The 15,636-nt window shown below is 63.9% G+C and carries 11 protein-coding genes and 1 pseudogene; 6 read left to right on the forward strand and 6 right to left on the reverse strand.

Annotated elements, in window-relative coordinates; genetic code table 11:
* Positions 1–11 precede the first annotated feature (11 nt).
* From ABIE19_RS15545 to ABIE19_RS15560, 4 genes and pseudogenes are all read left to right on the forward strand, one after another.
* Positions 12–2,099: an alpha/beta hydrolase family protein gene (locus ABIE19_RS15545; RefSeq protein WP_354090139.1), complete on the forward strand. Its 2,088-nt coding sequence runs from the start codon at positions 12–14 to the stop codon at positions 2,097–2,099.
* A 102-nt stretch (positions 2,100–2,201) separates the two neighbouring features.
* Positions 2,202–2,789, forward strand: a complete 588-nt coding sequence (locus tag ABIE19_RS15550; RefSeq protein WP_354090140.1) for an RNA polymerase sigma factor — start codon at positions 2,202–2,204, stop codon at positions 2,787–2,789.
* Positions 2,753–2,896, forward strand: a pseudogene (locus ABIE19_RS15555) (FecR/PupR family sigma factor regulator); the annotation flags it as partial. The gene ABIE19_RS15550 and the pseudogene ABIE19_RS15555, both read left to right, overlap by 37 nt.
* A gap of 177 nt (positions 2,897–3,073) precedes the next feature.
* A complete protein-coding gene (locus ABIE19_RS15560; RefSeq protein ID WP_354090248.1) occupies positions 3,074–3,757 on the forward strand; it encodes a FecR family protein in 684 nt (227 codons plus the stop codon).
* 192 nt (positions 3,758–3,949) lie between these two features.
* On the opposite strand, the gene ABIE19_RS15565 is transcribed toward ABIE19_RS15560, so the two are convergent.
* The gene (locus tag ABIE19_RS15565) at positions 3,950–4,711 is read right to left on the reverse strand and encodes a TonB family protein (RefSeq protein WP_354090249.1); all 762 of its coding nucleotides are present in this window, start codon (positions 4,709–4,711) and stop codon (positions 3,950–3,952) included.
* A 111-nt stretch (positions 4,712–4,822) separates the two neighbouring features.
* On the opposite strand from ABIE19_RS15565, the gene ABIE19_RS15570 reads away from it, so the two are divergent.
* Together ABIE19_RS15570 and ABIE19_RS15575 are read left to right on the forward strand one after the other, a co-directional pair.
* Positions 4,823–7,336 (forward strand): TonB-dependent receptor plug domain-containing protein, encoded by a 2,514-nt coding sequence (locus tag ABIE19_RS15570; RefSeq protein ID WP_354090141.1) that lies wholly within the window; start codon positions 4,823–4,825, stop codon positions 7,334–7,336.
* On the forward strand, positions 7,336–8,451 hold the full coding sequence (locus tag ABIE19_RS15575) for a cytochrome-c peroxidase (protein ID WP_354090142.1): 1,116 nt from the start codon (positions 7,336–7,338) through the stop codon (positions 8,449–8,451). The genes ABIE19_RS15570 and ABIE19_RS15575 overlap by 1 nt, the downstream gene beginning before the upstream one ends.
* 57 nt (positions 8,452–8,508) lie before the next feature.
* On the opposite strand, the gene ABIE19_RS15580 is transcribed toward ABIE19_RS15575, so the two are convergent.
* From ABIE19_RS15580 to ABIE19_RS15600, 5 genes are all read right to left on the reverse strand, one after another.
* On the reverse strand, positions 8,509–9,366 hold the full coding sequence (locus ABIE19_RS15580) for an acid phosphatase (protein ID WP_354090143.1): 858 nt from the start codon (positions 9,364–9,366) through the stop codon (positions 8,509–8,511).
* A gap of 23 nt (positions 9,367–9,389) precedes the next feature.
* Positions 9,390–10,970, reverse strand: a complete 1,581-nt coding sequence (locus ABIE19_RS15585) for an alkaline phosphatase D family protein (protein ID WP_354090144.1) — start codon at positions 10,968–10,970, stop codon at positions 9,390–9,392.
* Between the two features lie 65 nt (positions 10,971–11,035).
* Entirely contained in the window at positions 11,036–13,261 is a 2,226-nt protein-coding gene (locus tag ABIE19_RS15590; RefSeq protein WP_354090145.1) for a TonB-dependent receptor, read from the reverse strand.
* An 872-nt stretch (positions 13,262–14,133) separates the two neighbouring features.
* On the reverse strand, positions 14,134–14,979 hold the full coding sequence (locus ABIE19_RS15595) for a DUF4238 domain-containing protein (protein WP_354090146.1): 846 nt from the start codon (positions 14,977–14,979) through the stop codon (positions 14,134–14,136).
* Positions 14,980–15,193: 214 nt separating this feature from the next.
* On the reverse strand, positions 15,194–15,625 hold the full coding sequence (locus tag ABIE19_RS15600; RefSeq protein WP_354090147.1) for a hypothetical protein: 432 nt from the start codon (positions 15,623–15,625) through the stop codon (positions 15,194–15,196).
* Between the last annotated feature and the right edge of the window lie 11 nt (positions 15,626–15,636).

The following is a 15,636-nucleotide window of genomic DNA, read 5'->3' on the forward strand; positions in this document are numbered from 1 at the left end:
TTTTGCGCACGATGACGTGCGCCCTCCTGCTGACGTCATTCACGGCGGCGACGGCGGCGGATCGAGGCGTCCCCGTCACGCCGGATATCCTGCTGTCCCACATAAGGAGGAACGCCGAGGAGACGCCGGTTCACCCTCGGATGCAGTGGCTGGACAATGGTCGGCGCATTCTCATCAGTACGGTGACGGTACAGACGCAAGCGGGCGCTGGACGCGGTCAGTTCGCCGAGTATGTTCCGCTCAGCTACCTGCAGCGGACCGTCGATGTCCGCACCGGGGCGACCACGGATATCGGCGTGGGCTATGATCCTGTCGTGGCGGCGCAGGCCGATGTGATCGCCTATCACCCCGAAGGCTCGGGCGGCGGCCGCCTTGTCGTCGCGCGGTCAGGCGGGACCGCGACCTGCGAGGTTTCCGTTTCGGAACTGATGTCGGACACGACAGGAATTGAAGCCGTAGCCCTTGCCGCGAACGGCGGTCATATCGCTGTGGCGGTCGGTTATGGAGCGTCGCGTTTTGCAGCGCCGGCGGCCGCGCCGACCAATGGAGCGGCCGTAAGAGTTCTTGAGGCCGCGGCGCCGGAAATTTGGGGTCACAACGTCGCCGTCTGGGTTCTTGATGAGCACTGTAGCGACGCGCGTCGCATCGCTGATCTTCCGGAGACGCGGATCGGACGAATGACCTGGGCCGACCAGGACCGCAAGATCGTCGCCGCCACGGCGACGCCGGTGCCGGGAAAAGGCTTTCCTCGCAGCGATCTGCATCTCTTCGATCCCGCCACGGGACAGGGAAGCGTCCTGGCGGCGAATATCGGCGGCCAGGGCGCCGCCTTCCTGCAAGCGGCCCCTGTCGGGCCGTATGTCGCCTTCACCTACGACAAGGAAGGCCTCGGCTATCAGCTGCGCAAGCAGTTCGCCATCGCCTCGATGGCCGACAGCCGAATCCACGTCGTGTCCATGGACCCCAGAGAGCGTCCCCGCTGGCTCGACGAACGGACGGTGCTGGCGGACATCTCCGGCGCTCATCCCTTGACGCGGCGTCTCGCCACTGTGGACATCGAGGGGCGCGAGACCGAACTCCCTGGGATACCGGCCAACGCCATGCCGTCGCCGGACGGTCGCCGCCTAGCCTGGCTCGATATCGATCTCTACGGCGCCGCGAGCCTTTCAGTCGCCGATTTGCGCAAGGCCAGCGGGGTCTGGCAGGCTTCGCCCCGGCGCCAGATCTGGAAGGCGGATCCGCCGTTGGCGTCCTATGCACGGGCCGAACGCAGGTTCGTTCGCTGCGAAAGCACGGACGGCGTGCGCCCTGAGGCGATCTTGGTGCTGCCGCTAAACCATGATCCGCGCCGTCGGTATCCGCTCATCGTCGACCTTCATGGCGGACCGCGCGGCGGGTTGGACGGCGGAAGTCACGGCGCCTACACGCCCGGCACCATCCTGTCCTCCAGCAGCCTCGAACACGACATGTGGGCGGCCAAGGGCTATGCCGTCCTGGTAGCCGACTATCGTGCGAGCGGGCTCTATGGTTTCGACGCGGTGTCGCGGACGGGCGAGGCCTATGCTCAGGACTTTACCGACATCATGTGCAACGTCGATGCGGCGATCCGCGACGGCGTCGCCGATCCCGACAGGATGGCGGTGATCGGTCACAGCTACGGGGCCTATGAGGTCAACTGGATCATCACCCATACCCACCGGTTCAAGGCGGCCATCTCCAAGGAAGGCGGCTTCGCCGATCACATGGCGGGCTGGGGAGCGGGAGCACGCACGAACCAGCTGGCTACGACGCTATACGGCACGCCCATCGACAATCCCGATGTCTATCGCCGCATGTCGCCGATCAATTTCACGCGTGGCGTAACGACGCCGACCATGTTCGTCAGCCATCGCGGCGGCGCGCTGCCCGGCGATCTCTATGGGTGGATGTACGCCGCCTGGCGGGAGCAGGGCGTCGATGCTCAGTATCGCATCTACGACGATCCCAACCACGTCCTCATCGGTGAAGCCGATCAGAGAGACCAGCTCTACGCTGCAATCAGTTGGATCGACCGCTATCTCATTCCGGAGCGCGCCGAGGTCGTGGATGAGACGCCCTGATATGGGAGACGTCGGTGGTTTCCGTCGTCGCGACACAGTCCAGGACGAGTTGACCTGGCTAGCGATAGCGACCGTCACGATCGCGGCTATTCTTGAATCGCAATGAGCAATGCCGAGGATGCGCGAAGGGCGTGGTTCCGTCGGGAGATCCTCCCGCTGGAGCCTGGCTTGCGTGCGTATGCACGGCGCTTTTCGCGCAGCGGCGCCGTCGATGTCGAAGACCTCGTTCACGAGACCTTCGCGCGCCTCATCTCGTATGAAAATTGGGCGACCTTGACCAATGCGCCCGCTTTCGCCAGCCGGGTGCTCAAGAACATCGCGGTCGATCAGCGTCGGCGGGAAGGGATCGTGGCGATCGAGAGCGTCGCTGATGTCGAGATGCTCTCGATCGGCGTCGATCAACCTGGCCCCGAACTGGACGTCCTGTGGCGCGACGAGTTGCGGCTGCTTGCCGATATCGTCGCCCAGTTGCCCGAACGCCTGCGTCAGGTCTTTACCTTGCGAAAAGTCTACGGACTCTCGCACAAGCAGATAGCGGATTGCCTGGGGCTGTCCGTCAGTACAGTTGAGAAGCATCTCGCGAAAAGCCTGCGCATCTGCTCTGACGAGCTGGCACGCCATCCGCGAGCAGAAACGGTCAAAACGGGAGCATCATGGCGCGTGCGTCGTCACCTCGACGGGAAGACATAAGGCAGGCGGCCGCCGAATGGGTGGTCAGGCTCACGGCCAGTGACGCTGCGCCCCGGGATCGCGCCGCTTTCGAGGCCTGGCGAGACGCAGATCCCGCACATGAGGCCGCCTATGAACGCGAAGCCGCAGCCTGGGCCGAGTTGGACCGACTTCAGGCTCTTCGTCCTGGCAACGGACGTCCAGACCCGGACCTGTTGGCTCCAAGGCGTTCAGCCTCCCGGCGCTCAACCATGCGAGGGGCGCCGTGGAGAAGGCCGTGGGCTATTGCGGCAGGATTCGCCCTTATGGTCGGTCTGGTCGCGACGCTGGCGGTGTCGACATTAACATCGCCCGCCTACGCCACGGCGCTCGGGGAGCGTCGTGTTGTCGTCTTGCCGGACAGAACGCGCATGGAGCTCAATACCAACTCGAAAGTCGTCGTGCGCTATCGCCGCGGACAGCGCGAAGTCGAACTGGTTCGTGGAGAGGCGATGTTCGAGGTCGCAGCCGATAGCCGGCCCTTCATCATCGTGACGCCCGACGGCCGCCTTGCGGCGCGCGACGCTGAACTCGCCGTGAGGCTCATGCCGGGAGATGACGCATCAATCATCGTACACCAGGGCAAGGTCTCCGCGATGAACCCCGCGGGCCGCGAGGTTGCGAGCCTGACCCGTGCTCAGACTGCCGTTCTGAATGATGGGCAAGCGCACGTGCGCACGGTTGCCTTGGGCGAAGTGGACCGGCGTCTGGCCTGGCGGCAGGGCGCGATCGCGCTTGATGGTCAATCCCTGGCCGAGGCCAGCGCTGAGTTCAACCGCTACAATGAGCAGAAGATCGTCCTGATGGACAAAGCGACCGCCTCCTTGAAGCTCGGCGGCTATTTCAGAACGTCCGATGTCGACGGGTTCGTGCGCGCCGTGACTGATGTTTTCCCGGTTACGGCCGAAATGACGCCGGGCGGCGAAATCCAGCTTCGCCAGGCGTCATGAACTTCTACGAGACCTGTTCGGTGATCCTGGCCCGCGGTCGGGCTGCTTGGCGAGACCGGGCCAACGGCGGCGCAGGATGTCTGTGTCGGACTCCAATTCGCCGAGGGAGAGGACGGTCCATAGCCACGCCTACCCGGTTCTGACCGGCCTTGTGGACGATTTCGGCGCATATAGAGCCGATCAACACACTGCCTATTCAGATGCGCGCAAGGTTCGGAAGTCTATGCGGACGATGAAGTCTCGTGTCCGCCATGATGTGCTGGACGGCGGTCGAGGAAAGGGCTCTGCCTCTTCAAGTTGGGACAGTGCGGCATGGTCAAGGGAGCCAATTCCGCTGCTTGTCAGCACTTCTCTGCTTCTGACCTTGCCGCGCCGGTCAAGGGTGAAACCGACGACGACAGCGCCAGCAGGGCCGCCGGGATGATGCTTGTGGCGCTCGATCCACGCCAGGACCTGGGCTTCATAAACGTCGGCGGTTGAAGCCGCCGACGCTCCAACGATTGGAGCGCCTCCGCCTGAGGTGAGCCCGGATTCTGAGGCTGGGCTGGCCTGCCTGATGGTTGTGCGGATAGTTCCGTCCTGCTGTCCAGGCCGCACAGAGGTTCCTGGCGGACGGACGCTAATGGTCGTCGGCCCGACGCTCGGGGCTGTAGACGTGGATGGACGGGGCGTCGGTTTTTCAGGCGCCGAGCCTTCAGATCCTATGGCGTTTCTTTCGGCGGATGCAGAAGGGGGCGAACTACTCGGCGCGGATATCTTGGGCGCGTTGACGCCGTTGAAACTAGCGCGTGGCGTCAGCGTCAACTGGATGACGGGCGCTCCCCCGACCATGACCGGCGTCGGACGTAAATCCAGCGAGAGGCCGAATAGGGCGGCTGTATGCAGCGCGACGACGCCCGCCCAGATGAGGGGCCGGCCGCCCGAGATCGCGGCGGGTGTCGAGGCGGAGAGCATGCGCACCCGCACCTTCTAATGGCGGCGAAAAAATATCGCAACTGCGAGTCAGTTGCAATTTCTAAGGCGAGGGTTTAGGCCGCGCCCCTGTTCAATGAAGGGGCCCCACCCATGCGTATTCTGCTGCTGACCTCAGTCGGCGCCGTCGCCGTCTTGACTGCGAGCGGTTCCGTTTTGGCGCAGACGGCGCCTTCGCCCTCAGCGGGTGAAATCCCCACGGTGGTGATCGAGGGGGAAGGGCAGGCGGCGCGAAACTATCGCATGGGAGATGCGCAGGACTCGGGAACCAGCACCTTCAAGCGCGATTCCGTCGAAGCGCGAGCACCCGGATCGGGCGACGTGAACGAAATTCTGAAGGCGCTGCCGACGGTCCAATTCACCTCGACGCAAGGACGAGCCACGAGGGCCGAACTGCAGGATCTGCGACCTGAGAACATCTCGATCTCCGGCGGTTCGATCTATGAGAACCTGTTCGTGCTGGATGGTGTCGGCGTCAATTCGCGTCTGGATGTCAGTGGAACCAATCTCGCGGCCTTCGACGATGTCGGCAACGGCTCGGCGCAAACCGTCTGGATGGACGCCAGCCTGATCGGCGAAGTCGCCGTCCGGGATTCAAACATTTCGGCGGAGTACGGCCAGTTTACGGGCGGCGTGGTCCAGATCGCCACGCGTGCGCCCTCACGGACCTACGGCGGCGAGGTCTATTACGGTCAGACTAGTACGGAAATGGCCAGCTTCCGCGTGTCGGACCGTGCGCGCGCCGCCTTGAGCGTGCTGCCGGCCAAGCCCGACTACGACAAGCGTCGCTATGGCTTCAGCGTCGACCTGCCGGTGTCGGAGCGCCTGCGAATGTTGGCGGCCTATAATCGCTCGGAAGCCCGCGTCACCAACTACCCATCGACCAACTATGTCGCACTGGGCAACCTCAGCCAGCGCAGCGTCAGCGACAATTTCCTGCTGAAGGGCGAGTATGATCTGGCCTCGGACCTCTTGCTGACCGGGCAGGTCAACTACAGTCCCTATGAGAGCGAATTCCATCCGATCAACAGTCGCGACAACTTGCTCGAGTCGCACGGCGGCGGATTGACGGCGAAGCTGGGGCTCGAAGGGCGGCGAGGTCTGGCGAACTGGACGTTGGACCTGACCCACGCCTGGTCGGACAATGATCGCGATGGGCCGGCCGGCACCATTCAAATTCCCACCACTGCGACCGGCTTTGAAAATTGCTCATTGGGCGCAAGCTGCGTTCTGGGCAGCGTAGGACCCCTGACCCAGCAACAGAGCGATACGGGCCTAAAGGGCAGATGGGAGCAGCAGTGGGGAACCGGCCAACTGCGGGCTGGTTTCGACTATGCTCACATCGAAGGACAAAAGAGGCGAGATGAAACCGTCTATGCCTACCTAGGCGGCGTGGCCGGCCTCAACACGGCCTGTGCGAAAGACGAAGGCATGAGCTGCATTCCGGGCGTCTATGCGGCGGCGCGACGGAATGGATATGCGGCTTTTGACGCCAAGGCCTCGATCGACAACTTCGGCCTGTGGGCCGAGTATAATTTCGACTGGGCGGGCTTCATGATCCGCACAGGCGCTCGCTACGATTATGAGAGCTTCCTGGGCAATCACAACATCGCGCCGCGCCTGTCGGTGTCCCGTGATCTGCCTTGGGCCGGGATCAATCTGACGGTCGGCGCAAATCGTTACTATGGGCGCAGCTTCCTGGGGTACGCCTTGCGTGAAGGCGCCGGCGTCACACGCGGCTACATGCGAACCCCGGCTGTCGTGAACGGTCAGAGGGTTTGGTCCGATAACTGGACCCTGACGAACCATACCGACACCTCGCGCTGGTCCAACATCGGCCTGGACACGCCTTACTCGGATGAGTTCACCATCGCCGTGAACGGGCCGGTGGCATGGCTGGGCGGCGAATATCGCATCAAGGGGATCATTCGCGAAAGTCGTGACCAGTTCGCCAGTTCGGCGGCTGAAACCAGCTTCTACGACACAGAGACGGGCACGACGGCGCGCCGCACGACGCGCACCATCACCAATGACGGCGAGCGCAGCTATGAAGGGCTGTCGTTGGAATACGTGCGCGATTTCGGGCGTAACCACACCCTGTCGTTCAGCACCAATCTGTCTCACACGGATGCGACCAACATCAGCTATTTCGACATGGCGGATGAGACCGAGTTCGAGGGCGAACTGGTCTATTATCAAGGCAAGGTCGTGCCCAAGCTGCAGGCCCTGGCTGACAATCAGCTCGAGGACTACGCCAACCCGTTCATCATCAACGCCGACTGGGCTGCGCGCTGGTTCGACGGCCGTCTGCGGACCAACGTCAACGCTCGCTGGCGCGACAGCTTCACGCGTGTCGCGGACACCCTTGTCAACATCACCGTCGACGGCGTTCGCTATGACGTCTTCGACAAGGTAGAGTTCGACTCCTCGGTGGATGTGAACCTGTCGGCGACGATTGATCTGGTGAAGACGCAGTACGGCTCGGCGCTGTTGGACCTGCGCGTCAACAACCTGTTCAATACGGTTCTTGATCAGGACTACACCAGCGGTTCGCAGCCCTACCAACTGGGGCGCAATGTCTGGCTCAGTCTCAAGTATCGCTACTGATGTCGGCGCGCACTTCGCTGTTGCGGGACGGTCTGATCGTCTGCGTCATGGTTCTGGCGGCGCATCTCGCCGCCGGAGCCGCGATGTCGAGGGTTCAGGTTCCGGAAACGACAGCGGAACTGCGCCTCGCATACGCCGGGTCCCCCGAGACTTGGCCGCGGCCGACCTTGCATGAAGGAGCTGTGTTCACCGAGTTCGGCCCGTTGCCGCAGGTCGAGCACCCGGCGGACAATCCGTTCAATGACGCCAAGGTCGCCTTGGGTCGGCGCCTGTTCGAGGACCCCAGGTTGTCGAAATCAGGTCAGATCGCCTGTGCATCGTGCCACGCGCAGGAGTTGGGATTTGGCGATGGAGTCCGAACTTCTTTCGGGCATGACCGGCAGCGCGGACGTCGCAATGCGCAATCCCTGTTCACCGTCGCCTGGATGAAGCCGCTATTCTGGGACGGGCGTAGTCCTGACCTGGAGGATCAAGCTCTGCACCCCTTGATCGATCCCAAGGAGATGGCGGCTGCGGACCTTGTCGGGGTCGAGCGACGTGTCGCGAGCGACTTGACTTACGCGACGGACTTCGCGGCGGCCTTTGGAGACGAACAAGTGACGGTACGCCGCATCTCAATGGCTCTGGCGACCTTCCAGCGTTCACTACGACCGCGAGGGAGCCGTTTTGAGCGGTTTGTACGGGGCGATGCTCGCGCGCTGAACGATCAGCAACTGACGGGACTTCACCTGTTCCGAACGCGGGCCGGCTGCGCCAACTGCCACAGCGGTCCATTATTGACGGATATGAAGTTCCACAATCTTGGCCTGCATTTCTATGGACGAGAGCTTCAGGATCTCGGGCGCTATGAGATCACCCAGTCGCCGGAAGACGTGGGGCGCTTTCGGACGCCCAGCCTTCGTGGCGTGAACCAGACCGGCCCCTATATGCACAATGGCCTGATTGCTTCGCTTGAGGCGACTGTCAACTTCTACACAGCGGGTGGAGCGCATCCTCGCCCGCGCGTTGGAGAAGAGAAGGATCCTCTGTTCCCCCAGACCGATCCGCTGCTTCGCCGCCTGGATCTGTCCGCCGAGGAGCGTGAGGCGCTGGTCGCATTTTTGCGAACACTTTAAGAATCCAGGATTCCAGGCTCCTCAGCGGATTGGCCGTGTGTGGCTCAAGCGCTCTCATCAGATAAGAGGCTGCATGAGCGAAGCAGGGCAAGCTGCGGTCGCCTCCTTGGACGCAGCCCGTGCTGTCTCGAATTCTTCCTTGGCGCGGGAGAAGTCGGCCTGGAAGCCGGGGTCGGCCTTCAGCCGGGTCACGATGACGGCGCCGACAATGCGGCCCGCCTCGACGTCGCTCATGTAATGGACGCCGCAGACCGCGCGGCTTTCGCCATAGGCCAGGCCGCGACGCAGGATCTGATCGGCGCGGTCCGGGGCCAGTTCCGCCAGCACCAGGGCCCAGGCCCAGCCCAGGGCCGAGTGGCCGGACGGATAGGAGCCGCTGGCCGCCAGCCAGGTCTCCGGCGCGATGCAGGTCGGCAGGGGCTCGACCACGAAGGGCCGCTTGCGGAACCAGCCCTTCTTGGCCGGGGTCTGGATCATCTCCAGGTCGCCCAGCATCTTGCCCATCAACAGGGTGAGGGTCGGCGTCTTCTCCGGCTCGAACTTGAAGCCGAGGGCGCAGTCGAAGGCGCGCGGGGCGCCGGGCGTCTCGATCTCGTTGTCGGCGCGGGCGATGGCCCAGCGTTCGGAGCCTTCCAGCGACCGCATGGCGCGATAGGCGGCGATGTCGGCCTGTTCGCGCGGCGAGCCTTCGGCCGGCGGCGGCGACAGGAAGTTGGCGGCGTTGGGCGTGTTCTCGGCCGTCAGATAGCCGTGCGGGTGATCGCGGAAGCCGGTCCAGAATGCGACCGGCGCGGCAGGCGCGGCGACCGCCGCCGTCTGGGTCGAGACCGCGCCGGCGCAACCGCCTAAGGTCCCGCCCAGAGTCAGAGCCAGGCTCATCGCGACGAGGGAGGAGACGAGGCGCGGCTGGGTCATGGCGGAGCTCCGGTAGGCGGGGATCATGCGGCGACGGCGCCGGGGCGGCCCGACTCCACGGTCCAGGATTTCAGGGTCGACAGGCTCGCCTTGGGATCGCGCACGTCGCTGATGGCCTGATAGCGCGTGTCCATGCGGTCGGGGCGCACGTCGATCGACATATAGCCGCGCGGGCGGCTGTCGAAGAACTTCACCTGGGGATTATTGGGCATGACGGCCATCAGGCCGTCGTAGCTGGGGCCGGTCGAGGTGATGGAGGTGCCGACGAACTCGGTCGCCACGGTCGGGGAGGACGGGTCGCGGCTGTCCAGCTTCACGTCATTGGTCCAGAAGGAGTGGTAGTCGCCGCTGAGGACCACGGGGTTGGACGGCTTGAGTTCCGCCAGGGCGGAGGTCAGGCGGTCGCGGGCGGCGGGGAAGCCGTCCCAGGTGTCGGTCCAGTAGCGGTCTTCCTCGGCCGGGCTGCGAGACAGGCGCAGGCCCGCCATCACCAGATTCTGGCCCAGGATGTTCCAGCGCGCGTCGGCGCGGGCCAGGCCGTCGTAGAGCCAGCGCTCCTGCTCGAAGCCGAGGAAGGTGCGCGACGGGTCGAGGCGGTCGGTGCAGGTCGCGTCGGAGACGATCTGGCCCTTTCCGCCGTTCTCGCCGGCGCTGCACGGCTGTTTCGAGCGGTACTGGCGACCGTCCAGCATGAAGAACTCGGCCAACTTGCCGTAGCGGATGCGCCGATAGATCGGCATCTGCAAGGCGGCGTTCAGGCGCGTGCGGCGGATCGGCATGGCCTCGAAGAAGGCCTGATAGGCGGCGGCGCGGCGTTGCAGGAAGTCGGACGGAGCGACGCCCGAAACCTTGGACCAGACGCCGGAATAGTCGTCCTGAACCTCGTGGTCGTCCCAGACGGCGACGCAGGGGGCGACGGCGTGCAGGCGTTGCAGGTTCGCATCCGTCTTGTGCAGGGCGTAGCGGTTGCGATAGCCCGCCAGGGTCGTGGCCTCTTCCAGATTATAGGGGCGCACCACCTGGTCGGCGCGATCCGGCCCCAGGCTGTACTCATAGATGTAGTCGCCCAGGAACAGGGTCAGGTCCGGCGCCTCGTCGGCCATGTGGCCGTAGGCGCTGAAATAGCCGCGTTCCCAGTGCGAGCAGGAGGCGACGGCCAGGCGTAGCCGGTCGGCCTGAGCGTTCGGGGCGGGCGTGGTCAGGGCGCGGCCGACCGGGCTCTGCTGGCCCTGGGCGGTGAAGCGGTACCAATAGGGGCGGGCAGGCTGGAGGCCTGCGACCTCGATGTGAAGGCTATGGGCGGAGTCGCTGGAAGCCGTCGCGTCTCCCGCGGCGACGATGCGGCGGAACTGGTCGTCGGCGGCGACTTCCCAGCGTACGGGAATGGAGGCGGACAGTCCGCCCAGACCGTCTGCGGCCAGCGGTTCTACGGCCAGACGGGTCCAGATGACGAAGCCGTCGGGCGCGGGATCGCCGCTGGCTACGCCCAGAGGAAAGACATAGGCGCCGCTTGCCTGAGCGCGGCCGAAACTCAGCACGGCGGGGGCGACGACTAAGCCCGTCAGCAGGGTTCGGCGATCAAGGCGATCAGAGAAACTGGACATCAGGTCATCGAGAAAAGGGGCGAGGCGGGCCTTTTGAGATCGACCCGCCTCAACCAGGAGGGATTCTAGAAGTCCATCGACAGGCGCACGCCGTAGGTGCGGCCCTGGCTGGGGGAGGTGGTCGGACGGGCCGAGCCGTTGAAGCCGTTGCGGGTCTCTTCGTAGTAGGTGTTGAAGAGGTTGCGGCCCCACAGGCCCACGCGCCAGTTGGCGTCGGTCGGGGCGATGCTGAAGTTGGCGTTCCACAACCAATAGGCGTCGATGATCGACGAGGACGTGACCGAGTACAGCTCGTCCCGATAGTTGTAGTTGGTCTCGGCGCGCAGATCCCAGCCGGCCATCGTCCAGTCATAGGCGATCGAGCCGCCGTAGTTCATCTTGGGGAAGGACAGGCGTTCGCCGGAGCGGTCATTGGCGATGATGACGTCCCAGGGACCGTTGACCGGGTTGGCGGCGTCGGTCTTGGCACCGTCGATGGCGAAGTATTCGTCGTACTTGCCGGTCTTGTAGCCGATGTTCTGGCTGATGGTCAGGCCATCGACCGGAATCCAGGTCAGTTCGATCTCGCCGCCCCAGATATGCGACTTGGGCACATTGGTGATCTTGCCCAGGCGGCCGGTCAGGCGGTCGTATTCCAGGCCCTGAACCTGCTGGTCCTTGTAATCGTAGTAGAAGAGGGCGCCGTTCAGGCGCAGGCGGCGGTCGAACAGGTCCGACTTGATCCCGGCCTCATAGGCGATGACGATTTCCGGCTTGAACGGCGTCGCCGAGGTGGCGTTGTAGGTGGTGAAGCCGCCCGATTTCACCCCGCGCGCCACGCTGGCGTAAAAGAGGGCGTCGTCCGTCAGCTTGTACTCCAGGCCCAGACGGCCCGAGACCTCGCTCAGGTCGGTGTCGTAGGATTTGGTCGCGGGCGGCGGGTTGGGCGCCACGACCGTGCCGCCGCTGTCCAGGGTCCGCTCTTCCGTTTCCCAGCGCAGGCCGGCGATCAGGTTCAGACGCTCGTTCACCTGATAGGAGTTGTGCGTGAAGACGCCGAAGGCCGAAACCGACTGACCATAGGCGGTGTTGATCAGGTTCGGCTGCCCCCGGAAGTTGGTGTAGAAACCGCCGTCGATGCTCTCGTCGGCGTAGTGGGCGCCGATCATCCAACTGAGCGGACCCTCGCCCTTGGAACTGAGGCGCAGTTCCTGGGCGAAGACATCGATGTCGTTGTAGAAGAAGACGTTCGACTCGTTGAAACGGGTGCCGTCCCAGTCGTTGAACTCGCTGCGCGAGAAGGTCTGGTAGGCGGTGATCGAGGTCAGGTCGGCCCAACCCAGGTCGGCCTTGATGCGAGCGCTGAGGTCGAAGCCGTCATTGTCGCGGAAGGGCTTGGCGTTTAGGCCGACCCCGGCCACGGCGGCCATGGCGGGCGAGATGCCCCAGCCCGTGATGCGCCACGCGGTGTCCTTGGGATAGACGATGCTGCTGCCTGACACCGCATAGGGGCCGAGCAGGCGGAAGCCGCGACCGTCCGACTTGTCGATCTGATAGGTGGCGCTGATGTCCGCCGTGACGTTCTCGTTGACGTCCCAGGTCAGTCGGCCGCGAACCGCGGTCTTGTCCAGGTCGCCCAGCTTCTCGCCTGTGTCGCGGTGATACTGCCAGGCGCCGCCCTGTTCGGTGACGGCGGCCAGACGGCCCAACAGGTTGGGCGCGATCTGGCCCGAGACATAGCCCTCGACCTTGTAGCGGTCGAAGGTTCCGTATTCGGCGTTGAAACCGGCGCGGAAGTCGGCGGTCGGGCTGTTGGTGATGATGTTGACGGCGCCGCCGGTGGTGTTGCGGCCGTAGAGGGTGCCCTGAGGGCCGCGCAGGACTTCCATGCGGGCGATGTCGAACAGGGCGCCCTGGGTCGTCACCGTATAGGGGTGGGCCACTTCATCGACATAGACGCCGACGGTGGAGGCGTTGTTCGACGAGTACTCGCGCGCGCCGATGCCGCGGATGCGGAACTGGGGCTGGCCGCCGCCGAACTGGCTGTCGACCTCCATGTTGGGGACGGCGTTTTCAAGATCGTTGACGACCGCAATGCCCTTTTCATCCAACTGCTCGCCGCCGACGACGCTTAGCGATACGCCGACATCCTGGCTTGCCTGTTCGCGGCGTTGAGCCGTGACGACGACATCGTCGACCGTCGTGGTTCTTCCTGATTGAGCTTCCTGCGCCTGAGCGGCGCCCCCTGCGGCCAAGGTGGAAAGGACCGTCGCCAATGTTGTCGCAGAGACGCTGACCAAAAGAGCCTTCATGTTTCCCTCTCCCGTTGACGCCGCCCGAACCGTTCTACGCGGTCCTTCCCGGCCAGGGCTTCATGACTTCGACCGTTGAAGCATCGTGCGGGCTGTATCCCGCACTTGCCGATGCCGCCACGCAACCCTCTCCTGGGGGAAGTAGCGGCGGAACGGCGCTATCCAGCAAGCCTGTTTCTTCTTCCGAGTAAGCTCCTGACCTTCCGGGGATTTATAATTATTCGATCAGTATTCTGATCAAAAAATCAGTTGTTCGCCTTTGTCGGGCGTAATATGCGGCGTATTTTGGAACATTCGTTCGGCGGGCCGTTGCCCCGAGTGATCGACCCGGCGCTGCCCTGGAGCACGGGGTTGGATTGATGGCGCGTGCGCGCGGACAAGGTTGCAGCCTCTGGCGAATGGCCGTCTTCAGCAGCATCCGGCGCCTATGTCATGAAGCGGATCGCGGGTGTGAGGTATCGCCCAAATCCTGCTCCCGCACCCAAATATCTCAAAGCCCCGTAGCCAAAAGCTCCGGGGCTTTCTGCTGTCTGCGCCTGACCCAGCGCCGGCGAGGAAGCGTGCGAGCGGCCCGGAGACTGGGTCGAGGCAGCGCACAAGGCATTCGGAGAGGACGGCCTAGGGACCTTCCATCCTTTTTTCTCCGCCCAGGAGAGCGTGCGGCCCTGAAACAAGGCGACGCGAGGAGGGCATGGCTGGAGCAGCGCAAGGCCCGGCTGGATGCCTTCGTCGCCATGGCCGGGCTCCTAGCGACGGATTTAGCCACCGAGCTGGCGGGGTTCGATAGCTCGATAGCTAATCAAGTTCGGCTTCCAGCGTCGCGCGCTGGGTCTCAAGGGCCAGTTTATCCTTGAACGCGTCGGCGCACCGCATCAAGGCTTGGCGCGGGGCGAGAGAGGCGTAGCGTCGGGGCCCGTCCCGCTGCCCCTGGAGCAGCCGGCAGCCGGCAGCCGGCAGCGGGACAGTGGCATAATCACGTCCCGCTGCTCGGCGGGCTTGACCCAAGACAGACCGCCGAACCTGGAGCTGTCCCTGGAGGCGAGGACGACCGTGTCAGGCAGGATCAGGTCGTCGTAGTCAGCGACCGCCCAGGTCAGCCCATCCAGCCTCGGCATCGACGCAGCAGAGACGACGTCCTCGCTGAGCGCGTCTGTGTGCGCTTCTCTGGCGAGCGCCCGGTGCTCACGTAGGAGGAACTTGGTTTCGCGCCGCGTCTCCTCCATCATCCCACCGGCGAAACGCATTGGATCGCGCCGCACCTCGGCGAACAGGCGCTTTCGCACCTGGCGCGGCCGCGCGCCGCCGAAGGCTCTCATCCACCGGGGGGCCGCCCGCATGATCTCGAGGAAGTTCTCGAACCGTTCGCCTGGTTTGTCGCGGTCGGCGCCGACATAGGCGAGCATCACGGATGGCGTGGCCATCCAGACCTTCAACCGCTGGGTCGTGAGCATGGCCTCGCCAACGAGGTCCCGCGTCGCTTCGGTTCGAAACGCCAGATGCGCCACGACCTCCCTAGCTTGGGCGTCGTCGACGAGTTTTCCCTCCGGCGCGACCTTGAGCCACTTTAGGAGATCAGCCAGTCGGCTTTCGTAAGCGGTGATCTGATCATCCAGAGTTTCCGACGCACCCTCGGCTCGCGGCTCGGAGTAGAAAAATCGGGACGCGGCGACATCCTGGACATTGGCCTCGAACGTCCCACGGTTTCGGTATCGAAGCATCTACTTCGACTGTGGTGATCGTTGCATTACCCTTTCGATTGACGAGAGCAAATTCAGCAGCTCGCTGCTGATCAAAGCCGACGAACAATGCCCGTTCACCACCCGCACGAGTGATGACAACCGGTACTGTGCCATTCGCCGAGATGCGCGCCGGGAACGCCACGTCATCGACGTGGTACATCGTCACTGTTCCCTTTGCGGCATCTGCTCGCCACTAACTCTCGGCCGATACCTGCTGATGCCCAACCACCGAGAAGTTCTGGGTGAGGGTTCGCCGCCCATCCTTCAGATGCACATTTGCGGCATCATAGTTGTGTTCAACATCAAGATTCCAAAGCGCATCGTCGGCCATTTTGATACGCAAAACGAGCGGGAAGGTAACACTCACCCCCGTCACCATGGCGCTATTGCCGGGACCATTTTGCACCGCAGAAGTTTCGAGCTTCGGTGTCTCTTTACAGGTGATGGATAGCAACTGGGCGCCCGGAGTCTGAGCATATAGCTCGCCCTCCACATCGTGCGTGACGAACTGGCGGAAGTCGCTGCCGCGCCCGAGCATCGCGATCAAATGCGCCGCTTCATCCGCCATGGAGAAGCCGATGGCTTCCACGCTCAGAGGGATATTCAGTGAGGGTATCTGTTCCATTGCCTTGCGCT

The organism is Brevundimonas faecalis, assembly GCF_040549405.1.
Classification (GTDB): Bacteria; Pseudomonadota; Alphaproteobacteria; order Caulobacterales; family Caulobacteraceae; genus Brevundimonas; species Brevundimonas faecalis.